Annotated in this window: 19 protein-coding genes and 2 pseudogenes; 7 read left to right on the plus strand and 14 right to left on the minus strand. The window is 58.3% G+C overall.

Going from position 1 to position 22847, the window contains the following annotated elements:
* Positions 1-197: 197 nt before the first annotated feature.
* From GWG65_RS38530 to GWG65_RS38565, 8 genes are all read right to left on the minus strand, one after another.
* Positions 198-1406, minus strand: a complete 1209-nt coding sequence (locus tag GWG65_RS38530; RefSeq protein WP_275200610.1) for an acetyl-CoA C-acetyltransferase — start codon at positions 1404-1406, stop codon at positions 198-200.
* A 514-nt stretch (positions 1407-1920) separates the two neighbouring features.
* The gene (locus tag GWG65_RS38535) at positions 1921-3114 is read right to left on the minus strand and encodes an ABC transporter substrate-binding protein (RefSeq protein ID WP_275200630.1); all 1194 of its coding nucleotides are present in this window, start codon (positions 3112-3114) and stop codon (positions 1921-1923) included.
* Positions 3115-3196: 82 nt separating this feature from the next.
* On the minus strand, positions 3197-4780 hold the full coding sequence (locus GWG65_RS38540) for an AMP-binding protein (protein ID WP_275200612.1): 1584 nt from the start codon (positions 4778-4780) through the stop codon (positions 3197-3199).
* Between the two features lie 250 nt (positions 4781-5030).
* The gene (locus GWG65_RS38545; protein ID WP_275200613.1) at positions 5031-5801 is read right to left on the minus strand and encodes a Phenylacetic acid catabolic protein; all 771 of its coding nucleotides are present in this window, start codon (positions 5799-5801) and stop codon (positions 5031-5033) included.
* Positions 5801-6055, minus strand: a complete 255-nt coding sequence (locus GWG65_RS38550; RefSeq protein WP_275200614.1) for a phenylacetic acid degradation b — start codon at positions 6053-6055, stop codon at positions 5801-5803. Before GWG65_RS38550 ends, GWG65_RS38545 begins: the two co-directional genes overlap by 1 nt.
* A gap of 10 nt (positions 6056-6065) precedes the next feature.
* A complete protein-coding gene (locus tag GWG65_RS38555) occupies positions 6066-6380 on the minus strand; it encodes a metal-sulfur cluster assembly factor (RefSeq protein WP_275200615.1) in 315 nt (104 codons plus the stop codon).
* Positions 6374-7330 carry a Phenylacetic acid catabolic protein gene (locus GWG65_RS38560; protein WP_275200616.1) on the minus strand — a complete coding sequence of 319 codons (957 nt, stop codon included), beginning with the start codon at positions 7328-7330 and terminating at the stop codon, positions 6374-6376. Before GWG65_RS38560 ends, GWG65_RS38555 begins: the two co-directional genes overlap by 7 nt.
* Before the next feature lie 31 nt (positions 7331-7361).
* Complete coding sequence (locus tag GWG65_RS38565; protein ID WP_275200617.1) at positions 7362-8207, minus strand: TetR/AcrR family transcriptional regulator; 846 nt, start codon at positions 8205-8207, stop codon at positions 7362-7364.
* 245 nt (positions 8208-8452) lie between these two features.
* Between GWG65_RS38565 and GWG65_RS38570 the strand changes: the two genes are divergently transcribed.
* The 4 genes and pseudogenes from GWG65_RS38570 to GWG65_RS38585 form a co-directional block, all read left to right on the plus strand.
* On the plus strand, positions 8453-9052 hold the full coding sequence (locus tag GWG65_RS38570; protein WP_275200618.1) for a 2-hydroxychromene-2-carboxylate isomerase: 600 nt from the start codon (positions 8453-8455) through the stop codon (positions 9050-9052).
* On the plus strand, positions 9049-9756 hold the full coding sequence (locus GWG65_RS38575) for an SDR family NAD(P)-dependent oxidoreductase (protein WP_275200619.1): 708 nt from the start codon (positions 9049-9051) through the stop codon (positions 9754-9756). The genes GWG65_RS38570 and GWG65_RS38575 overlap by 4 nt, the downstream gene beginning before the upstream one ends.
* A gap of 124 nt (positions 9757-9880) precedes the next feature.
* Complete coding sequence (locus GWG65_RS38580; protein ID WP_275200620.1) at positions 9881-10972, plus strand: YeiH family protein; 1092 nt, start codon at positions 9881-9883, stop codon at positions 10970-10972.
* A gap of 924 nt (positions 10973-11896) precedes the next feature.
* Positions 11897-12102, plus strand: a pseudogene (locus GWG65_RS38585) (ABC transporter permease); the annotation flags it as partial.
* A 794-nt stretch (positions 12103-12896) separates the two neighbouring features.
* Here GWG65_RS38585 and GWG65_RS38590 read toward each other — a convergent pair.
* Positions 12897-14072, minus strand: coding sequence for a saccharopine dehydrogenase NADP-binding domain-containing protein (locus GWG65_RS38590; RefSeq protein WP_275200622.1), 1176 nt, complete (start codon positions 14070-14072; stop codon positions 12897-12899).
* Positions 14073-14360: 288 nt separating this feature from the next.
* Here GWG65_RS38590 and GWG65_RS38595 point away from each other — a divergent pair, with 288 nt between their 5' ends.
* Together GWG65_RS38595 and GWG65_RS38600 are read left to right on the plus strand one after the other, a co-directional pair.
* Complete coding sequence (locus tag GWG65_RS38595; RefSeq protein ID WP_275200623.1) at positions 14361-15152, plus strand: SDR family oxidoreductase; 792 nt, start codon at positions 14361-14363, stop codon at positions 15150-15152.
* Between the two features lie 571 nt (positions 15153-15723).
* Positions 15724-16122, plus strand: coding sequence for a GFA family protein (locus GWG65_RS38600; RefSeq protein WP_275200624.1), 399 nt, complete (start codon positions 15724-15726; stop codon positions 16120-16122).
* Between the two features lie 103 nt (positions 16123-16225).
* Here the strand turns inward: GWG65_RS38600 and GWG65_RS38605 are convergent, their stop codons facing one another.
* From GWG65_RS38605 to GWG65_RS38625, 5 genes are all read right to left on the minus strand, one after another.
* Positions 16226-18316 carry a HAMP domain-containing methyl-accepting chemotaxis protein gene (locus GWG65_RS38605; protein WP_275200625.1) on the minus strand — a complete coding sequence of 697 codons (2091 nt, stop codon included), beginning with the start codon at positions 18314-18316 and terminating at the stop codon, positions 16226-16228.
* A gap of 310 nt (positions 18317-18626) precedes the next feature.
* Entirely contained in the window at positions 18627-19610 is a 984-nt protein-coding gene (locus GWG65_RS38610) for an alpha/beta hydrolase (protein ID WP_275200626.1), read from the minus strand.
* 87 nt (positions 19611-19697) lie between these two features.
* Positions 19698-20639, minus strand: a complete 942-nt coding sequence (locus GWG65_RS38615) for an FAD-binding protein (protein WP_275200627.1) — start codon at positions 20637-20639, stop codon at positions 19698-19700.
* Complete coding sequence (locus GWG65_RS38620) at positions 20639-21388, minus strand: electron transfer flavoprotein subunit beta/FixA family protein (RefSeq protein ID WP_275200628.1); 750 nt, start codon at positions 21386-21388, stop codon at positions 20639-20641. Before GWG65_RS38620 ends, GWG65_RS38615 begins: the two co-directional genes overlap by 1 nt.
* 583 nt (positions 21389-21971) lie before the next feature.
* Positions 21972-22274, minus strand: coding sequence for a YciI family protein (locus tag GWG65_RS38625; protein ID WP_275200629.1), 303 nt, complete (start codon positions 22272-22274; stop codon positions 21972-21974).
* A 281-nt stretch (positions 22275-22555) separates the two neighbouring features.
* On the opposite strand from GWG65_RS38625, the pseudogene GWG65_RS38630 reads away from it, so the two are divergent.
* Positions 22556-22847, plus strand: a pseudogene (locus GWG65_RS38630) (NAD(P)(+) transhydrogenase (Re/Si-specific) subunit alpha); the annotation flags it as partial.

Raw genomic sequence — 22847 nt, forward strand, 5'->3', positions numbered from 1 at the left:
AACAGCATCTCTGTCAAATCGTGCTGTGCTTGGTTCTTCCGAGGATCGACCAACGACGAAAAGCATTCCGTGAAGCGCTCCAAAATAGTCCCCTCTCGAGTCAGGAGACACTGTCAGAATCAAATTTTCTCGCCTTGGCAATAGCTTGGACGCGCCGACATGCGATTCCCCTGCCCTCTAGGGAGGGTACTAAAGACTCAAACGCGCTCGATGATGGTTGCGGTGCCCATGCCGCCGCCGATGCACAGCGTCACAAGAGCGGTGGATTTGTTGGTGCGCTCCAGTTCGTCCAGCACTGTGCCGAGGATCATCGCGCCGGTCGCGCCGAGCGGATGGCCCATCGCAATCGCCCCACCGTTGACGTTGATCTTGTCCCTGTCGATCTGGAACGCCTGCATCAACCGCAGTACCACGGAGGCAAACGCTTCGTTCAGTTCGACCAGGTCAATGTCCGACAATTTCATACCGGAACGCTCGAGCACTTTCTTCGTCACATCGACTGGGCCGGTCAGCATCATCGCCGGCTCGGAGCCGACATTGACGAATGCACGAATCTTCGCGCGTGGCTTGAGGCCATGCTTCTTGCCGGCTTCCTTGCTGCCGAGAAGAACAGCGCCCGCGCCATCGACGATGCCTGACGAGTTGCCGGCGTGATGCACGTAGTTCAGGGCTTCGATTTCCGGATGCGACTGCACGGCGACCGCATCAAAACCGCCCATGGCACCCATCGTCGCGAACGACGGCTGCAACTGTGCGAGCGACTGCATCGTCGTGCCCGGACGCATGTGCTCGTCTTTGTCGAGAATTGTAATGCCGTTGATATCCTTCACCGGAATCACGGAGTTCTTGAAGCGGCCCTCTTCCCACGCTTTCGCTGCGCGCTGCTGGCTCTGAACGGCGTAGGTATCGACATCGTCGCGCGAGAAGCCATATTTGGTGGCAATCAAATCCGCAGCCACACCCTGTGGCATGAAATAGCTCGGCACCGCCATGGACGGGTCCGTCGGCCATGCCGAGCCTGACGACATAATGCCGACGCGGCTCATGGATTCCGCGCCGCCGCCGATGGTGAGTTCGTGCTGGCCGGCCATCACCTGGGCCGCGGCGAAGTTCACGGCATCGAGACCAGATGCGCAGAAGCGATTGATCTGAATGCCGGGTACTGACTTATCGAAGCCCGCGTTCAGCGCGGCGAACCGCGCAATGTCACCTCCAGCTTCATCGATCGGATCAACTACGCCAAACACCACATCGTCGATGCTGTTAGGTTCAAGGTTGTTGCGCTCCTTGAGCGCCTTCAGCGGTACGGTCGCAAGCGCGAGCGCCGTTACTTCGTGCAGCGCGCCGTCGGCTTTGCCGCGCCCGCGCGGCGTGCGAACGTGATCGTAGATAAATGCATCAGCCATTCGGTCTCTCCTTCGTTACCTTCTCCCCTTGTGGGAGAAGGAAGCTTCATATGGCACTTCGCGATCGCGACTTCCGGCGGTCTTTTCGCGAACGAGATGATTCCGCCTTTTTCAACAAGAACCGATCCCCAATCATGAGCGTCATTCGGGACGTAGTACTCTTAATGAGATCGCCGATCGGTCCCATGACATTCGGCATTAGCTGATATCCTGACGCGCGAGCCGATTCGTCCCCCGTCGTTTCTTAGAAGCATGCGGCCAACGCATACTTTTCGCTGTTAATCAACTCCGAGTGGACGCGCTTCAAACCTGCTGCGGCAAGGCAAGTCCGACTACATATCGTATAACGATGGAGTCCTCAGACGCGTCGGCGTTCCGCGCTGTGTGAGACTGCCTACGCAGTTGCAGCCAGTGAAAGCTTCGGCTGTGTGCGCGTTGGCGCTTTCCGGCTACGCAGGTTCACAACTGGCCGTCGTATGGCCTCCGTCCGCTAAAACCGGCCTTCCCTTTCTAATCACTCCGAGGAGGCATCGAGTACCTCGCTGAAAAGGTCCCAACGCGTACCGGTCCAGCGCTGCAGCCTCATCTGCGTGTAGTTCATGTTGATCTTGTCGCTCGTATTGATGCTAATGCCGGGCAGCAGCGTCGGCAGCGCCAGATTCTTCAGGCTCTTCGCCTGCCTGATGATGTTCTCTCGGGACAGATCGTTCCCGCACTGCTTGATCAGATCTTCGAGCAGCATGGCTTGCGTGTAACCGTACAGGATATTGAAGTCGGCGATATCGGCGCCAGGCATGTACTTGTCGATGAAGGTCAGATAGCTCTTCGTCCCCTCGGCGTTGGCCCACCGCGCGTCGGTCGGATCTATCATGTTCGTACCGACCATCACCCCCGTCGCCTTTTCAAGGCCTGCCGGTTTCAGAGTCGCGCCAACTGAACTCGAGGGGTAGTTCAGCAGGATCGCCGGCTTCCAGCCAATCTCGGCAGCCTTGCGAATGGCTTGCGCCGCGAATTTTGGCGTTCCCGCCAGTAGCAGCGCCTCGGCCCCTGAACTTTTCAAACTCACAATGTGAGACTCCACTGTCGGATCGCTAACCTCATAAGAGATGGCGGTGACCTTCTTGTCGAAGTCGCCTTTAAGGATCGCCTTGAAAGCGTTGACGTAATCTCTGCCGAGATCATCGTTCTGATAGAGGATGGCATATTTCGCATCCGGCAGCGTCTTGGTCAGGAATTTGGCATAGATCTTTCCCTCGGTATCGTAACTGACTATGCTGGTCGTCGTCAGCGGAAAGTCCGCCACATTGGTGAACTTATTCGAGCCGGTGGCGATAGCTATGGCCGGCACGTGTTTCGACATCAGATACTTTGCCACCGCCGTATTGCCCGGGGTGCCAAGCTGACCGAACATGAAGGCGACCTCATCGCCTTCGACGAGCTTACGAACATGCTCCACCGCTTTCGGTGGGCTGTAAGCATCGTCATAGGCGATGTAATTTATTTTCCGGCCGTTGATGCCGCCGCGGTCGTTGATCGACTGGACATAAGCAAGAATGGCTCGGCCGATAATTCCATACGACGACGCGGGCCCGCTGAAAGGAAAGACTCCCCCAACCTTGATCTCAGACGGCGTCAACCCCGGAGCATCAGCGGCATATGCGGTTGACCCCAGCGCCAACAGCATCAGTGCAAAAGCAGGCCTGAACATTTTGGACACGGCATCACCCCATTAAGTGAAACTAGCTATCTTCTGAAACCTCATGCTGCTGCCAGACGGCCAGCCAGCTTGACTAGGAAGCGCGAAGCGTCCGTCTCGACAACTCGAGCCGCTCGCGAACCATCGCCCGAACCAGATCTTTACGCACTTTACCGAAGGTGTTGCGCGGCAGTGTCTCAAGGCAGATGACCTCACGCGGCCGCTTGTAGCTCGCCAACGACGAGCAGCTTTTCGCGATCTCATCAAGATCGACGAGGGCGTCCGTTGCCTTAACGATCGCGGCGACAACAATTTCGCCCCACTTTTCGTCGGGGACACCGACGACCGCAACTTCATAGACTAATGGATGCTGGATCAACGCCAACTCAACTTCAGCACAATAGACGTTCTCGCCGCCGGAAATGATCATGTCTTTCTTGCGGTCCTTGATCTCAAGGTATCCGTCAGCGTCGATAAACCCAAGATCACCGCTCCGATACCAGGCAGTTCCGTTCAAGTTCACGATCGCTTCCCGCGTCGCCTGCTCGTTATTCAAATAGTGAGAAAACGCCGTCGGTCCGCTGACAAGAATCTCCCCTATTTCACCATTCGGAAGAATCCCGCGCACCTCATCATGAATGATTATCTGCGTATTCGGCGCCGGCAGCCCGGCGGTGCCGGGCTTCTTGGTCAGCATCGCCGGAGAGCAGGCTGTAACAAGCAACATCTCCGTAATGCCGTAGGCATTTGTGACCCCCTTGGGCAGCTTGAATTGTTGCTGGATGCGTTCGGCAAGAACCGGCGGCAGAGGCGCCGAAGCGGAAAGCCAGTGCGTGAGGTGCGGCAAGGACTTGCCTTCGGCTGATGGCTCTTGGAGAAGCTGCCAAGCCATCGTGGGAACGATGAAAGCAGCATTGATCCTGTACTTCTCCAAATACTGCAGCGTTTGAGCCGGGTTGAGCTTCTTGAAAAGAAAATTTGTCCCACCGCGCATGATAACCGGCAACGCTATATTTTCTACCGCAGCGCGATGAAAGAGAGGAGCTACTGCCAACGCTCTGACTTCGTCAGGGAAGTCGAATTGAATGGCGCAGAGCGTCGCGGCGGCAACCGCCGATCGATGCTTCACTACCGCACCCTTTGGCCGGCCTGTCGTGCCCGAGGTGAACCAGATGCCGCTATCATCGTCGGCGCTAACGGGCGGGACGTTTACGACGTCTTCAGCAGCGCCTCGCAAAGCATCGGCGAAAGCAAGCTGGCGAGGCTGCGCATCTGCACCGGCCACAATCTGAAGCATCGAGAGTTTGGAGATGGAAATCGCTTTCGATGCCAGTTCGGCGAGATCCTTGTCCACGATGATCGCTTTGCACTCCGCCGCCACAAGCTGATACGATAGCTCTTCGGGGGTCAGACGGAAATTCAGCGAAACGGTCAGCGCACCGAGCCGCACAATCGCGAAGTAGGAAATGAGGAGCTCTCGCTGATTCCAGAGCAGATAAGCGACCCGGTCGCGCGCTCCTATCCCGTTTTTGCTAAGCGCGCGAGAAAAGCGGTCTACGTCCGCGTCGAATTCGAAATAGCTCAGAGAGCCTGCCTCATCTACGATCGCGGTCCTTTGCGGCATCGCACGCGACGCCGTCCTCAGGATGTCAGATATAGCGATAGCTCGATCGAGCACGATGATCCTCCCTTTCTTCTGCGTTCATGGCAGCTTGTGCTGCTCTTGAAATTTGCTTTACGTTAGTCCGGTGGTAGCTCAGGCTGCCACTTTACCCAGTGAAAGAACGACTTGCATTGCCCACATCGGAACAACACTTCCGAAACGCTACCGCCGAAGGGCGATTCGACCTCGACCGCGCGGCTCTCACAGTGCGGGCAAGTGACCTTGCTGGCATCAAGCGGCAGCTCGAAGCTCGGCTCGACCCGATTCACGGAAGGGCCAGTTCGCGATTCTTGAAACGGATTCGCTCGAACAGATTCTCCGGGATTCCTGGACTCCCATTGCGGCGGATAGACCGCTGCCACGACTTGCCAGGGCTCGCAATACCGCCTGGAACATCAAAGGTTGCACCGACCGCTTCAAGGAAGCGATCGCGAAGCTTCGAATCCGGCGTATCCCGATAGCCGCCCGAAAAAAGCATGTCAGGCTGGTCAGTGTCGCCCCACCAATCCAAAGCTTCGACCAGGCGGCGCCGCGCGTCTTCATCGACGGTCGACGCCGAATCCTTCCGTAGTGCCTTGATCCAACCCACGGAATAACTGAGATGGAAACGCGATTCCTTTAGGACCTTGTCAGCGAGGCGAGCCAAGGTCCTGTCTGTCGGGATCGTTCTGTAGGCGCTCAACTGCGTTGAAATGGCCTGCTCAGCCATGAATATCGTAGCGATAAAGTCAGACCATGATTGCGGCGGCCGGTCGAGCAGCTTCGGCGACCGAATATCCTTTGCACCGCGCGTCCACTCCGCCTCTTCTCGCGTGATGCCAAAACGACCAAGATGCTGATAGATTGCGCGGGCGTGCCCATACTGCCCCTGCATCATCGCGCAAATGGAAGTAAAGTCCGCGATGGAGCGGCCGTTCTGCAACACCAACATATACCAGCCAGCAAGCACCAGTTTGGCATCTGCGACGCAATACAACTCGTCCCGCAGGCACTGGTCCGTTTCGGAGAGCTGTCCGATTAAATTATCGTCGGCCATCACACCACCTTCACCTTCGAATTACTGCCGCGTTCCGTAATCGTAACAATTGTCGAAAGCGGAACGATGCACATCTCCCTCCAAGTATCGTGATCGTAAACAAACCAAGCGCGCGCTTCCGCCAATTCTTCGTTGGGGGCCTCGACCGAACCGATATGAGTGAGCGGTTCTGCGGAATTTCGGCGCGCAAATACCTCATAGAATTCGGGCTTGTCTCCCCCCAATTCCAATCGCCTGTCGATGACCTTCTTCATCGTCGCACCTTTAAACCTGTATTCCAAAGCGGCGCATGAGTTGTCGTGCGTCGGGCTCAATGGATTGTGTGGTCCAGTCGTGATGCCACCCCTCAACAACGTTGACGTCGCTCACCCCTTCCAGACTGCCCACGGCGGCCTTGACCGATTGCGTTAACATCGACACGCCAGGACAAGCCAAGCACGGAATTGCGAGTTCGACATCGACCACACCAGTTTCCGATACCTTAACTCCACGTAGCATTCCCATGCTCTCGATGCTGACCGGAATATGCGGGTCATTCACCGAACGAAGTGCCTCGCGAACGTCCTGCTCGCTCACCATAGGTCTTGCCCCCATAGCTCCGTCTGCATACGAGTGAGACCTGGCAGTTTGATCGGCCCGCCCTTCTTCCATTGCGCCAACTTCTCAGCCCACGTCACCTTGCGGAAATCCCACTTCCGGGTTTCCAAGTCGAGCAGAATCGGCATTTCGTAATCCAAAACGTAAATGCCCTTTTCGCTGTCGAAGTGAGCCGGCACCTTCAAACCAAGCTGCTCACAGAAGGGAACGAGCCGTTGCATCCAGATCTGCCTGAGCTGATCGTTGCTGCTGCCGCGGATCCGATAATGGAGCTGATCCGTCCTGGACTTTACGTCGTCCGTCGCTCCGAACCACTCGGCGCCCAAAGGAAACCAGAAATCCATCGCTTCCTGGACACGCTTCCTTATTTCGGGGCCCTGCTGCATGTAGTGGCGGATCATGTACTCGCCGCGCTTGACGTGAAAATTTTCCTCGAAGTTGACCTTCCGCAGCGATCGGCTGTAGGGGCCGAACGAACAATTTTCCTCGAGATCGCACGTCGTAATATATCCCGCCTGATCACCAACAAGATGACCTAGTGCGGTATCGATCGGGTCCCTGTTGCCGAACTCCAGCAAGAAGAAAGTCTTGAAATTTTTAGGATCGCGCTCGAACACCTGGTGATAGGCATCGAAGCCGAAATCCTCGAGCATGCGAAACATGACCTGGGCATGACCCATCTCGTCCTGCAGCGCAGACGTGATGGCAATTCGATCATTGATTCCGGGCGCGAACGCTATTGCATCGAAATCGAGAGGCAACGTCATGATTTCCAGATCGGCAGCGATCGACATGGTCGCGACAAGCACGTCACGATAGCGGGGTGTCATCTCGCTGATATCTTCTAGCGTGCCACCCGCCTTGACTCGAGTTTGTAGCGCAATCTCATTTGCCTCTTCGGTGATTTCACCCGCGAGCGCCGCTTGAGCCATGGTCACACTCCGTCGTCACAATTGCTGACTGTTATCCGTGGTCGTGAAGGTTGCCGCGCAAGACGCTGATAACGGAAGGACCGTCCGCGACATCAATGTCTCGTGGCGACTCCGATACGAGCTCGAGACCAGAAAGTACGACCGCCTGCAGCGCGCGAACGAGACGTTGAACATGGACGCGGAGATTCTGACGAAGGCACTCGAGCATCATACCGTCGCTGGCTGCGATCAGAAGCCGAGCCATATCGCCACTGCTCAGGTCAGAACGGAACGCTCCGGACGACTGCCCCAACTCGAGAACACGCTCGACCTCTTTTGCGATGCGATTATAGCCAGCCTTTACTCTGCGGCCCGCTTCGGATTCCGTCCCCGCCAGCTCGATCGAGACGACGATCGGCAGCAGCATCGATCCCGGATGTTCAAGAGCGACCTTACCGGTCATTTCCAGAAATCTCGTCATCCGCTCAACAGGAGAGCGGCTTTCGTCTCGCAGCAACTGCACGTAGGGGACCAGAACGTTGGCCCGCACCCGATTGAGCAGCTCGAGGAGCACCCCCTCCTTGCTGCCGTAATAGAAATACACGCTACCCTTGGTCAGGCCGGCCAGCTCGCCAATCCTCTCGGTCGTCGTGCCAGTGTAGCCTTGGGTGACGAAGAGAAACTCGGCAGCAGCCATCACCGCCGCCATACTCAGCTCGCGATGTTCAGAGTTTGTCAGTCGCTTCTTGCGCTTTTTCATGCGCTCGAACGTATTATCAGTCGACTCGCAAGGTAAAGTGTCGACGGATCCGAATGCACCGGTAAAGGCGCAAGCCCCGCCTTCAAGAGCACCACCGTTGGGGTGGCTGATCCCCGGCAATCCGGTTGAAATACCCATTCTCATAACCCAGCGAAGTCTGCGTCTGTGTTCGACGCGCCACCCAGTTGACACCGATAACCATTTACAGTTAACTTACTTACTAGTCAATAAGTTTCTTATAGAGGGAGGAATGGCTTATTTTCATCTTGGAAACCAATGAGATACACAAACATGAAAGCTCGGTTCAGCAATCTTTCGGTGCCAGATCGAGCGAAGCCAAATCGAGCGAAAACGAACGACCTGACAAGGGAAGAGGACCAGGGATGACCAAGCAGATTGAATTCTATTTCGACTTCGGTAGCCCTTACAGCTACCTCGCCCAGTCGCGGCTCGGAAAGCTTGCAACTGAGACGAAGGCTTCAATCGAGTTCATGCCGACAAGCGTGCTCGATCTGATGAAGGCCGTCGGCAACAGTCCGACGAGTTTGGAATGTCAGCCGAAAAGAAAGTACGTCAAGACTGACCTGCAGCGTTGGGTGAAGCAGTACGGAGTTGGGTGGGAGCACAATCCGAATTTCCGGCACATCGACCTCAGTTTCCTGCTCCGTGCTGCAATTGCGGCGATCAAGCTCGGCGTAATCGCCGATTTCGTGCCCAAGGTGTTCGACGGCCTCTACGCCAAGTCGCTCAATCTCGGAGACACCGAGATTTTGAGGGATTTTCTCAAGAAGAGCGACCTTCCCGCGAACGAGATCATCGACTTGATGGCTCGCCAGGAGACATTCGAAGAGCTGAAGGCACGCAATAAGGCCGCGGAAGAAAAAGGCCTGTTCGGCGTGCCTACCTTTCGAGTCGGGCAAGAAATCTTTTTTGGAAACGATCGGCTCCCGTTCGTTGAAGCCGCGGTAAAAGGGCAGGCATGATCATGACAAAACCAGTCTGCATCATTACCGGCGTTGGCCCCGGCACGGGCAGCGCGCTCGCGCGCCGTTTCTCTCTCGGCGGCTATCACGTCGCCCTCCTCGCGCGTTCGGAGAAGCGCATTCCGAAGCTGCAAGCTGAGCTGCCGGACGCCTCTGCCCATATCTGCGACGTCACGCAAGAGGGCCAGGTCAACGAGACTGTAGCAAAAATCGCCCGTGATTTCGGTCCGCCAACCGTCGCCGTCCATAACGCAGTCGGAGGAGCCTTCGGAAACTTCCTGGAAGTGGATCCCGCGATCCTCGAGACGAACTTCAAAGTCAACACAATGGGGCTGCTCTACTTGGCCCGAGCGGTGGCTCCCTCGATGATTGACGCGAAAAAAGGTGCCATCATCGGCACCGGCAATACCTCAGCCTATCGTGGAGTCGAAAGCTTCGCCGCGTTCGCGCCCACAAAGGCCGCCGAGCGCATCCTGTTGGAATCGATCGCGAGGCATCTTGGCCCCAAGGGCGTCCATGTCTCTTTCCTGATGATCGATGCGGTCATCAACGTACCGTGGGCGCGCAAGATGTATCACGACAAGCCCGAAGACTTTTTTGCGGACCCGGCGGCGATCGCCGATGAGATTTGGCACATCACGCATCAACCGCGGTCGGCATGGTCTTTCAACTATGAACTTCGCCCCTACGCGGAGAAGTGGTGAGGTTACCCGGATTATCGGGTCCTCGACCTGCCCCCAAACTCAAATCAACCGGGCCGCCACGCTATCCTGGCAGGCGGCCTGATCGTCCGACATTTTTGTCTTGCATCCACACCGGGGGCCGCTCTTGCTGGACACAAGGTATACGAATGATTTGGGGAAGCCGCCCGAAGCCGCTTCGAAGATCAAATCTTCAGCGTTCAAATCATGGGCCGATCGCACCGCCGCTCTGGCGCCAGGGTTAATTGCTGCCTCCCTGATTGCAGTCTTAGCTGGTGGCTTGCGAGCCTTCCCGCTCCTGTCCGTCATCAGTCCGATGATGCTGGCAATGCTAATCGGGATGACCCTCAATAATGTCGCGAGTCAGCCAAGCTGGATGAAAGGCGGCGCTCTGTTCTGCCAGCGGCGATTACTCCGGCTCGCCATTGTCCTGCTCGGCCTTCAGCTCACTTTTGCCGAGGTCGTGACGTTAGGTGCGATGGGTGTGGTCATTCTGGCCGCAGCGCTGGCGTGCACCTTCATCTTCACGGTGCACGCTGCACGATTCTTGCGCGTGGAAGAAAAGCTCGCCAAACTTATAGCCGCCGGAACCTCTGTATGCGGCGCGTCGGCGGTGGTCGCAGCGAACGCTGTCGTGGGCGGAAAGGAGGAGGATGTGACTTATGCCGTTGCATGCGTCACCATCTTCGGGACCATCGCCATGTTCCTTTTTCCGTTTCTGCCCGCGCTTCTGCATCTCGATGCTCGCGAATTCGGCCTTTGGACCGGCTCCTCCGTTCACGAAGTTGCTCAGGTAGTTGCAGCATCGTTTCAACAGGGGCAAGTCGCGGGCGAAATGGGCACGATCGCAAAACTGTCCCGCGTCATGATGCTCGCCCCGCTTGTGCTTGCGATGGATCTGCTGTCCCGAAGAGACGCAGGCAGCGGGGCGGACCAAGAACCGGCAGAAGGGTCAACGCGCGCGCCTGCGGTACCTTGGTTTGTCCTAGGCTTCATCGCCGCTACCTTTATCAACAGCATCATCACCATCCCCGTGGGGATGAAATCGAATCTAATGTGGTTGACGACCTTCCTGCTGACGGTCGCGCTCGGCGCAATGGGAATGCATACCGACTTGGCAAAACTGCGACGAAGGGGCTTTCGCCCTGCCCTCTTGGGCGCTCTTGCCTCGCTTTTCATCGGCGTCTTCAGCCTGCTCTGCATCAAGCTGCTCTATTGAGCGACTTACGGCGATCTCGGGGAAGCTAGTGTCGCGCCACTCACGTTCGACTGCCGCTGCGAGCCGCTCCATTCCGGCTGTGTCTTTGGCGCGCGAAGACGGCGGATTAAAACCCTCAAGGGCCAGGTTTGAGGTCCACAGTACTAGCGCAAGGAGACCCCTATGGTGATTGCAGGAGGCTGCGCTTGTCAGAGCATCCGGTACGAATGTACGGAGGAACCGATTGTGCAACTAATTTGTCATTGCAGAGATTGCCAACGTGCAAGTGGCAGTGCATTCGGGGCTATCATGATAGTAGCCGCTGACAAGTTTCGACTTCTTAGCGGTGAGCCTGCCTATTACGAGGTAACGGGCGGTACGAGACAGCCATTCCGGCGTGGCTTTTGCGCGAAGTGCGGCAGTCAAGTGACACTGCACTGGCCGGAGGTTTCGAACGTTCAGATGCTTCACGCCGGAACCCTCGACGATCCCTCGTCCTTTAAGCCCCAGACGGAGATTTGGTTGTCAAGTGCGTATCCTTGGCACTCCGTGAATCCAGACACCGTCAAATTTGATCGGGGAGCGACTACGGGCGTCATAGACAGACTTGAGTCTTATTTTGAGCGGCGTGGGATTGCATTCGCCTTCGTACCTCGCGAACGCTCCAGACGGTAAAATGTCGTAGGAGAGCCGTGTAGGCTAGAACCAATTGGGCCTTGTTGTTACGTCAACCTGCTACACAACCGTCAAGTGGACCTCTAGAAGCCGCCCAGCCGATATTCGGCCTTGGGGTGAAGCAGCTTGTCTCGGTCTTCCGCCAACATCTCTTTGCTGGCGCAACACAATCGTTGAGATTTGCCTGCTAGAATCTCGCCGGCTCTCGCTACCAGCCAGCTTCTTTTGTTTCATCGGACTATGCCAAGGTCCGGACAGTCGGGGACGCGACATACCGGGCTGGGTTCGGTCGAACCGGCGCAATGGCAGCCTAAGAGCTCGGCTCCGACCGTGCTCGGAAAGCCAATCGAGACCATCAGCGCCGACCATTAGATGCGGCCGACGTCGGCAGCCAGATTACGCGAGACTGATTCGGCAACTGCAAGGTCGTCGCCGCCGCCGTCGATGTTCCGTATTCCGGGATTGCTATCGCCGTTGCAAGATAGTCAAACAGCGCGCCTAGAGTATCCCGTCGATCCAGCCCTCAAGTCGCGGCTCTGACCGCAAGGGTTGAGCAGCAGTTACACTTTCGGTCAGAAAAAGAGGCCCGAGATCGGAGGTCCCGGGCCAGTCTGGGAGATCAAAGCATTCCGCCGATTACTCTCGCGTTTGCGGCCGCGAGTTCAGCACGAAGACATCCACCTCGTGGACGGAGGGACATCGCGAATAGGACGATCAGCTCGAACTTTTTTTACCCGCGCTCCGCAGGAGGGCTTTCCGATCTCGCGGGCGACTAATTCGCTGTAATCGCGGCAAAATCGGAATGCCGTCGAAGACCGTGCCATCGGTTGACTGCGAGCTCCATCCCGGCTTCTGCGTGAAGACCGCGGACCAAAAGGCTGTGGGAAGAAAATTGACGCGGCGTCAGAACGTATTCGCAATGTTTCGATTGCCGGTCGGGAGCGACCGGCCGCCGCAGCATGCCATCTTCCACGAACCTGCACAATTTCTCCTCCAGCAACGAATTCGAGATGTGGGGAGGCAGAAAGCATTCGAAGTGCCGCACGCGGCCGCGTCACAGCGCAAGCCAAAGAACAAGCTGCACGATGATTGCAAAAGGTAGCCCGAACGTCAGCGCGAGGAGCTGACCTTCTCTGATTTCATCGACGTTCAGATCTGGAAGGTACTCGATAGCGAGTAGCAGGGTTAGACCACATTCCATGAGACCCCCCGGTTCCGCCGGCCATGCGCTTCATTTTCTGGCTAAATCTCACCTGCAACTCGAGCTGCATCATCCCTGCTCAACTTCGAAAGTGAGCCCGGCGTTCTGAACAAGCCGGGAGATCAGCTTCTCACCCATCGCCGCGCCAGGTGTCCAGATGCCGGCCGGAACGTCAGTCGCGTCCTGCAAGAGGCAGATGGCGCACTCCGTGATCATCTTTGAGGTCGACGCGTAGCCGGGATCCTTGTCGCCTCGAACCGCGACGGAAATCTTGCCATGCTCCTTATTGCGCCCGATGAACAGAATGTCGTAGCAACCCGCCTCGCGCTCGGCCTTCGATGGTCCCTCGCCCGGCTTCGGACTGCTTTCACCGCCGAACGATCGGTTTTCCTCAACGATTTTGGCGGCCGATGCTTCTCCGTGCTTTCCAACCCCCGCTACGATCATTTCATCGTAGACGAAGTCGGTACCGTAGGGATGCGCCATCAGCGCGTTGGATCGGTGGATGTTGCGGGTGTTGATCATTGACATGATGAAGGGAGCCACCCAGGCGCCGAGTTCTTCGTCAAATTCGATTTTCAATCCGTTCGGCTGCTTGGGGCCAGCGAATCCCGGAGTTAGCAAGAAAGGATCTTTGAGCTGGGCGAGCACCTGTGGATCGCCCGCCGCCGCTATCGTCGCCCGCGAACTGGCTGCCGTTCCTCCCGAGAACGTCCCTTTCATCACCCGCACGCGGCCCTTCACGTGCTCGGCCACCTTGCCCCAAGATTTCTTCGCCGCACCCTGAAGGAAAAACACGCCGAGCTCAAACGGCACGGAATCGAATCCGCACGAGAAAATAATCCGCGCCCCGCTCGATCGCGCCTCACTCTCATGCGCGTCGATCATCCTCCTCATCCAGACGGTCTCGCCACTCAGGTCGAGATAGTCGGTACCCGCACGGGCGCACGCAGCGACCAGCTTCGATCCATAAACCTGGAATGGGCCAACCGTCGAGATCACGGCGCGTGTCTTCTCGACGAGCGCTCGCAGCGCGATCTCATCCTCAGAATCGGCTTTGATCAGCAAAGTATCGTCGGGCGCGCCAATCTCGGCGCGAACAGTTGCGAGTTTCTCGATATCGCGGCCTGCCATTCCCCATCTGATTGTGTTTCCATATTTCTTCGCGACATATTCGGCAACGAGCCGCCCGGTGAAGCCGGTAGCGCCAAAGACAACCAGCTCACAGGCGCTATCACGCACCATGTTTCTTGCTCCTTCGTTGCTCAGCAGGGAAGGCGTGTGCGGAAACGGCGGCCGCCATCTATGCTTGGTACCGCTAAGCCACAGTTTTGATTTAGCTTTTTTCAGTAACATTCTGACTATATAGTATGTTAAATCTCCGTTAGAGTCAATTGCTAAATCGGCAGGCGTTCTCCTCTGATGCCAGTCCGCCATTGGCGGAACGACTGGTACGCTTGGTCAACAGCGAAACGCTCGTGCGATCCCAGTTCACCGCAGACGCATCTAAACAAACACACGGAAGGTCTCACAATGGTCAGCTTGAAGAGCATGTTCGATCTTACTGGCAGGAAAGCCCTCGTGACCGGCGGCTCCCGGGGTCTTGGGCTTCAAATCGCAGAGGCCTTGGGCGAACAGGGAGCAGAACTCGTGTTGTCGTCCCGCAAGAGTTCAGATCTCGAGAAGGCGCAGGAACACCTGGAGAAGCGCGGGATCCGTACGCAATGGATCGCGGCGGACAACTCCAAAGACGATGACATTTCGAGTCTCGTCGACTTTGCGCTCGCAAAACTTGGACGGATCGACATCCTCGTCAACAATGCGGGAGCAACGTGGGGCGCTCCGACCGAGGATCACCCCATCGATGCATGGGACAAGGTCATGAACCTCAATGTCCGCTCCCTCTTCCTCCTAAGCCAGCAGATCGGCAAACGTTCGATGATCCCGAACCGATACGGCCGGATTATCAACTTGGCTTCGATCGCTGGCCTGCGTGGCAGCAGCGGCACCACTCAGACTATCGCTTACAACACCAGCAAAGGCGCCGTCGTGAACTTCACGAGAGCGCTCGCTGGCGGCTGGGGCCGTTACGGCATAACGGTAAACGCATTGGCGCCCGGCATGTTTCCATCGAAGATGACGAAGGGCACGATCGAGCAAGTGGGGATGGACAAGCTGACGGCAGGCGTGCCTCTGGAGCGCATCGGCGATGATGACGATTTGAAAGGCGCGGCCGTGCTGTTTGCCAGCGATGCCGGCAAGCACATCACCGGTCAGATACTTTGCGTAGACGGGGGTCTAACGGCCGTGCTGTCTGGGTCCTAGTCAGTTGCTGCTTACGCTCTTGGAGTGCCCCTCGACGCCAAGCGACGCGGCGGCAGCCGTCTATCAAGTGTTCATGCAGGAGGGCATGGATGCTGCGCGCTGGCGTCATTATGGCAGGCCTCGGCAACGCGTTCCTGCTTGTAGGATTGACCAGCCGTCCGCCAAGGGCGACGTCGTGCAAATGGAGCTTTGCCCCAGGCTGCATGCAGCGCTAAACCCGAAGGGAATTGGCAAATCAAGCGATGTACGGTTTCGGCGTACGGCCGCTTTACGCCACAGCGAATATTATGCTGCGCAGCTACATGTCGCTCGGTTCCCCAGCCCTTCCAGGAGCGTGCTCAAGGCCGCATCCAACGGGGCCGATCCACCTTTTCGGACACCAACAGCCCATCGATCGCAAGCATGGTCATACCGTGGATGAGTCCCCACCCGGCTGCCGCCGCTTGCCCCTCCTCCGCGCTATACATCAGGCGGTACAGGTCCAACGCCGTCTCGATAACCGCCCGACGGAGATCACCGTGGTGATAGGGCCGGCTGGGTGCGTCCTGCATGCTGCGCCTGCTCGTTCGAGGTGTCTACGTCCCCCAGAGCCAGGTTCAGGTGCCATCGTCTGATCTGCCAGGCGTTCAACGACAAACCGTTCGCGGATGTGGTCGCCGTTCGCGCCAAGCATGTCGTGCTGAATAACGCCGGCAATATTTCCTTCAGGAAATATCGTCCGCCGCCGAACTTCAATCGCGGGGTATGTCGGACTTGCGGCAAGCCGGTTGTGGAGGTCGCGGGCGTCTGGCCGTTCAAGGTGATGTTCATCCCGGTCAGCACTTTCGAGTCCGAGGCCCGGCTGCCGCCGGTTCGGATGGATATATTCTATCACCGCCGTGTGCTGGACCTGCCCGGTAGCTTGCCCAGATACAGCGGCTATTTCGCGAGCGAGTCGGCGGTCGGGAAAATGATCATGAGCGGCTTGTGAAATGGCAAGTCGATCCAACGGGTGGCATTCACGGGATGGTGTCGGCGCTGTCGGGGCCGCTCCGACAAGTCTTTCGGCACGTCCCGGTGCTCTACTCCAACCTTCAGGCCGCCCGAATTTCGCCCATGAAGGAATCGATTTCCTCGCGCAACTGTCTTGCCTGCAATTCGAGCACTTCCGCAGCAGACATCACCTTCGTCGCCGCTGCGCCCGTAGCGTCAGCCCCCATCGTTACGCCCTTGATGCTCCGGGAAGCCTCCTTCGTGGCTTCGGCGGCCAGCTGGGTATTTTGGCTTATTTCCCGAGTCGCCGCTCCTTGCTCCTCAACAGCCGCCGCGATCGCGTGGGCCACCCGGCTGACTTCGTCGATCGTCTCTCCGATGGCCTTGATCGCTTCCGTCGCATCCCGGGCGGCTCTCTGTACGTCCGCGATCTGCTCCGAGATTTCCTCCGTGGCCCTAGCCGTCTGCGCAGCTAGTGATTTCACTTCGGAGGCAACCACGGCGAATCCTCGACCGGATTCGCCAGCTCGGGCGGCTTCAATTGTTGCGTTCAACGCCAGCAGGTTCGTCTGTCCCGCAACGTTGTTGATGAGTCCAACCACTTCTCCGATGCGAGTTGCGGTTTCGCCCAGACCCTGGACTGTTTGGTCGCTGCGGTCGGCTTGCTGGACGGCTCGCCTCGCGATGTCGGCAGCCTGCGCGGCCTGACGCCCGACCTCCGCGACCGTCGCGCTGAGTTCTTCCGTTGCAGCGGCGACCCCTTGGACGTTGAGCGATGCTTCTTGCGAGGTCGTCTCCGAGAGCCTGACTTGGGCGCTCATCTCACTGGAAGTGGACGACATTCCGACCGAGGTTTGCTTCATGTCGCTGGACGCTCTGCTGAGGGAGGATAGCGCCAGCGAAATCCCTGCCTCGAAGGTGGAAATGCTCCGTTCGATCGTCTTCTGACGATTCTGTGCGCGGGCACGTCCGTTCCGCTGGTCCTCCTCGATCTGCGCCTGCTCCAGGCCTCTCGTCTTGAACGTCGCAAGCGCGCCAGCCAATGCTCCGATCTCGTCATGCCTTCCGGCGAACGGCGTCTCCACTGAAAGGTTTCCTGCAGCGAGCTCCAGCATTGCGTCCCGAATTGTCGCCAGAGGCTTGATCACGATGCTGCGCACCGCCACGATGGCCCCGGTCGAGAGGACGGCCGCGCCAAACAAGAGCAGCAGTTGAAGAGCGAGGCTCCGCATGGCAGCGGCGCGCTGGACGGCCGCATGTTCTTGTGCGAGGTCCAGGGCCCCTTCGGCCAGGGCGACGGCCGTAGTAAGTCGAGCCAAGCTGGAATTGATCCATTGAGCGACTGCCATCTCCGACTTTTCGCCCTGCAGAGGGGCGCTGAACAGCCGGTCGCGGAGTGCAACGTAACTCGGCTCGAAGTAGCCCTGCTGCGATGCCGCGATCGCCTCGACTATACGCGGAGCAAGCGGTTTCTTGGCTACCAAGCCGTCGATCGACGCCCACGCCATCTGCACGTTTCCGAGCAGTCTGTCGTATCTCTTCTGGTCGGCCAGAGAGGGACGAGCACCTGCCACGCTTTGCGAAACCAACGACGTTATTTCGCCGCCGGAATTCCGGAGAAGCCAAGCTGCTTGCTTCAAAGCCAGCATCTGGTCGACTACGGCATCCTGATGGCTTGCAAGAGCGGCGAGATCGGAACCGAGGTTTTCGAGTCGGGTGAAAAGCGCCAAGCTCGCCTCTGAGTATCGACTTTCCAATCCGTCAGGTCGTTCCGCCTTCGGCCGCTTCATCGCTTCGAACGACGCACTCTCGAGCTCGGCGACTTCGCCGGCTTTAGAGACCAAAGACCGCGCCGGGTTCTCGCCTGGGAATTCTACGCGCGGTAGTACCTCCAACAGCGAGTTCAATGCTGTGTGTTCGGCCTCCGTTGTCTTCGCGAGATAGCCCGCCAGGACGGTTTCGACCGGAGCATCGACATCCAGAATGCCCGTCGTCAACGCGCGCACGGTTCGGAGATTGTGAAGGGCCTTGAACGACGCCGCCGAGGCCTGAGCGACCGCAGCCAGCCGATCTGCGGTCTTCACCCGCTCGAACGAGCCGAGCGCGTTAAGAAGAAGCACCGTGACGATAGCAGCGGAAAGTATCGAAATGACGGACGTGAGAAACGCGGTGACAGTAATTCGCTTGGTCATATGATTGCTCCAGCCACGCAGCATTGATGCGCCATTCTTGTAAACATTCTGATAAGGAACTAACGCGAGCCGGAGTGCGTGCTCGAAGCGCTAACCGCGCATAGTCAGCATGTTTTGTGGTCTTTCTGCCTAGAGCCGGACGTCCATGATCCCAGGCTCGGCCAGTACTTTCAGCGATGTTTGAGCCATAAGGTACTAAAATAGAACTCAGAGGCGGCAGCCTTTGCTTCGGCGTCATTTTCACCACGTGCGAGCCATAATCGAGATCAGATGATCGGACTTTCCGCTGCTGAAATCGGGCGCAATGATTTTAGCCGCTGGTTCGGGAGGGGGAGTCGACATCTCGCAGCCAAGCGATCAATCGGCTATTTACTTCACGGGGGCGCTCTTGCTGGGTCCAATGGCCGCATCCGGGCAATATATCCATTCCTCGAAGGTCGGGCAGGGCCTCTTGCATCCTCGGGAGGGTCTTGCCGAACATCGAAAGGACAGCGTCGCGTTCCCCTCCGATAAAGAGCGATGGCTGCTCAATTCGCTTACCGCTGAACCGTTGGAGAAAAGCGTGGTCACGATCGTGGTTGCGGTAACGATTAAGTGGCCCTCGGAAGCCGGATCTCTCGAATTCACCAGTGTAGTACTCCAGATCAGCTTCGCTGAGCCAAGAGGGCCCCTTTACGGGATCTGCCACCCTGTCGAAGAGTTTATCTCCTAGGATTTTGTCGGTCGGCCAGGCGCTATTTCCTCCTTCGCCGCTCCATGCGAAGTAGAAGCGCCGAAGACTCCGGGAGACGTCTGCCTCCAGCTCCTTCTCCGCAACACCCTCCGCAGCGAAGTAGTGTTGGTAGAAGAAGCGTCCCTTGCTCGTATAAAAGGCGTCGATGACTTCTCGAAGCGAGCGCTGCGGAATTCCGGTGTACGGTACGGATAATCCCGCCACAGCTCGAACCTTTCGACTGTGTACGAGCGCAGTTGTCCAAGCGATGGGGGCTCCCCAATCGTGGCCGACAACGACGGCCAGCTCTCCTGGTCTTAGCACCTCAATAAGCTCTGCCACGTCGCCACTAAGCTCTTCCAGGGTGTAAGCTTCCACCGGAAGGGGCTTGTCCGATCCGCCATAGCCACGGACGTCGATCGCACAAGCGGTGTATCCCGCCTCGGATACGGGCCGCATCTGATGCCGCCAAGAATACCAGGACTCTGGAAAGCCATGTACGAAGACAACCAGCGGTCCGTCCCCTTCTATGGCGACCCTAAGCTTGACCTTGCTGAGTGAAACGATTCTGAATTCGGGCATTTTCGGCTCCCTTAGAGCGCTGCAAGCGAGGAGCCGACCGGGAAGAGAGTAGGCATCCCGGTCGACGCATTTGCGGTGGACTTGTTCTTATCCGAGCTTCGCGAGTGCGTCGGTGAGCTCAGGAACCGCCTGATAGAGGTCGGCGACGAGGCCGTAATCGGCGACCTGGAAGATCGGCGCGTCCTCGTCCTTGTTGATCGCGACGATCACCTTGGAGTCCTTCATGCCGGCCAGATGCTGGATCGCGCCGGAAATGCCGACCGCGACGTAGAGCTCGGGGGCCACCACTTTGCCGGTCTGGCCGACCTGCCAGTCGTTCGGCGCATAGCCGGCGTCGACCGCCGCACGCGAGGCACCGACACCGGCGCCGAGCTTGTCGGCCAGCGGCTCGATGTATTTGGCAAAATTCTCGCGGCTCTGCATGGCACGGCCACCGGAGACGATGATCTTGGCCGAGGTCAGCTCGGGACGGTCGCTCTTGGCGACTTCCTCGCCGACGAAGGTCGACAGGCCGGGATCGGCGGCCGTCGCGACGCTTTCGACGCTCGCGCTGCCGCCTTCGCCCGCTGCGGCGAAGGTGGAGGTCCGGACCGTGATGACCTTCTTGGCGTCCTTCGACTTCACCGTCTGGATGGCGTTGCCGGCATAGATCGGGCGCTCATAGGTGTCGGGGGCGACGACCTTGATGATCTCCGAGACCTGCATGACGTCGAGCAGCGCCGCAACGCGCGGCATCACGTTCTTGAAGCGCGAGGTCGCAGGCGCGACGATCGCGTCATAGGACGGGGCCAGCGAGACGATCAGCGCCGCCAGCGGCTCGGCCAGATCATGCGCATAGGCCTCGCCGTCAGCGAGCAGCACCTTCTTCACCCCGGCGAGCTTGGCAGCGGCGTCCGCCGCGGCCTTGGCGTTCTGGCCGGCCACCAGAACCTCGACGTCCGCGCCGAGCGCGGCGGCCGCGGTGAAGGCCTTGTTGGTCGCATCCTTGAGCGACGCATTGTCGTGTTCGGCAATCAGAAGCGTCGTCATCAGAGCACCCCGGCTTCGTTCTTGAGTTTCGACACCAGCTCGGCGACGTCCTTGACCTTGACGCCCGCCTTGCGGCCCGCCGGTTCGGTCGTCTTGAGAACCTCGAGGCGCGCGGTAACGTCGACGCCGTAATCGGCGACGGTCTTGTCCGCGATCGGCTTCTTCTTCGCCTTCATGATGTTGGGCAGCGAGGCGTAGCGCGGCTCGTTGAGGCGGAGATCGGTGGTGACGATCGCCGGTCCCTTCAGCTTCACGGTCTGCAAGCCGCCGTCGACTTCGCGGATGACCTTGAATTCGGAGCCTTCGACTTCGAGCTTCGAGGCGAAGGTCGCCTGCGACCAGCCGAGCAGCGCGGCCAGCATCTGGCCGGTCTGATTGCTGTCGTCGTCGATCGCCTGCTTGCCGAGAATGATGAGGCCCGGCTGCTCTTCGTCCGCAACCTTCTTCAGGATCTTGGCGACCGCGAGCGGCTCGACGGTGCCTTCGGCCTTCACCAGGATGCCGCGATCGGCGCCCATGGCCAGACCGGTGCGGATCGTCTCCGACGCCTGCGCCGGTCCGATGGAGACCACGACGACCTCGGTCGCCTTGCCGGCTTCCTTCAGGCGCAACGCTTCCTCGACCGCAATCTCGTCGAACGGGTTCATGGACATTTTGACGTTGGCGAGTTCAACGCCCGATCCATCGCCCTTGACGCGGACCTTGACGTTGTAATCGACCACCCGCTTTACCGGCACTAAGACCTTCATCACTCTATCCTCTAACAAACTGCAGCGAACTCTGTTGCTCTGCGCACCTAAAGATGAAGGCATTCAGACCAAATCAAAAAGTCCCCGCCCGCCGGCCGGGGACTTAAGGGCATGATCGGGTCCTGGAAGTGGGGTGATCGATCGTTCCCCTGGACCGGGTGCCGATTAGACAGAGGTGACGCCTCCGTCGAGCGCTAGTATCTGCTCCGTGACGTGCTTGCCAGCGGCGGTTGCGAGCAGCACCCTGGCTCCTTCAGATCTTCCTCGTCGCCGGGATGCCCACGTGACCTTTTCGAACCCAAGCGCCGGATCGGTCCTACCGAGATCCTGGACGCTGTCCGGTCCGGCAACCGAATGGAATCGGAGAACTCTGCCATCATTCGTGGACCGAACGAATTCTTCTTCGGGTTATAGATGACGATCTTCAGCACCCCGACTTTGGTGCGACTCTGTCCTAGCTGAGATGTTTGATCTGTCATTTGTCCTTCACGCCGCCTCGTTTCTGGCGAAATAAAAAGACGCGACTCGTTGCGGCCCATTCGAGGCGGTCAGATGTGCCCTAGCCCCGGAAATCAACTTCAGATCAGCCGATTTGCCAGCGCAAGTGCTTCATTGGAAATCGCTCGTACCTCGCTCCTGTTCCGGCCCGGATCATAGGATCACTTCGAAGTAACCCGTCCAGTTCACCTTCCTCCTCGATCGCAAATAGGGACAGGCCGAAGCCTCCGCCGTGATCATCGACGGGACCGTGAGCCACGACCTTGTCGAGCACCAACAGCGATTGGAGATACTCTCCATGCCCTTTCATCAACCGTGCTTCGTCATCGGTCATGGTGGTCATAAAGTCGGGCCGAGGAGGATAGAATTTGCAGAAATAGTAGCGCATGCCGGCAGACCTAGAAACGCAGGGAGCGACGATCGTGACGCTTATTGTCAAGACTAATGATAGGACAGCTCGTGGGCCGGATCGCTATTCATCTTTGATCATACCCTAGTCGGATTTGGCGTTGCAGACCTGCCCTGCAGCTTCCTAGTCCTACATCGATGACGCCACCTCGTCATTCCTCATGGCCCGCTCTGTAGGAAGTCCATTTCGGCCGGGGCGCTGACATTTCTCCAGATCCTTCCCACTAGACAAAAGAACCGCTGCCGGGGGGCCCCAATTTCATGAAGATCGCCGTTGCCAAGGAAATCGATCCGGCGGAGCCGCGCGTCGCCGCATCGCCCGATACGGTGAAGAAGTTTAGGGCGTTAGGCGCCGAGATTGCCGTCGAGCCGGGTGCCGGCCTGAAGTCGGGCCTGCCGGATTCCGAATTCACCGCGGCGGGCGCAACCGTCAGCGCGGATGCGCTGAAGGATGCCGACATCATCATCAAGGTGAAGCGGCCCGAGGCCTCCGAGCTCGCGCAGTACAAGCGCGGCGCGCTCGTCATCGCCATCATGGATCCCTATGGCAACG

It is taken from the genome of Bradyrhizobium sp. CSA207 (assembly GCF_029051685.1).
Taxonomy (GTDB): domain Bacteria; phylum Pseudomonadota; class Alphaproteobacteria; order Rhizobiales; family Xanthobacteraceae; genus Bradyrhizobium.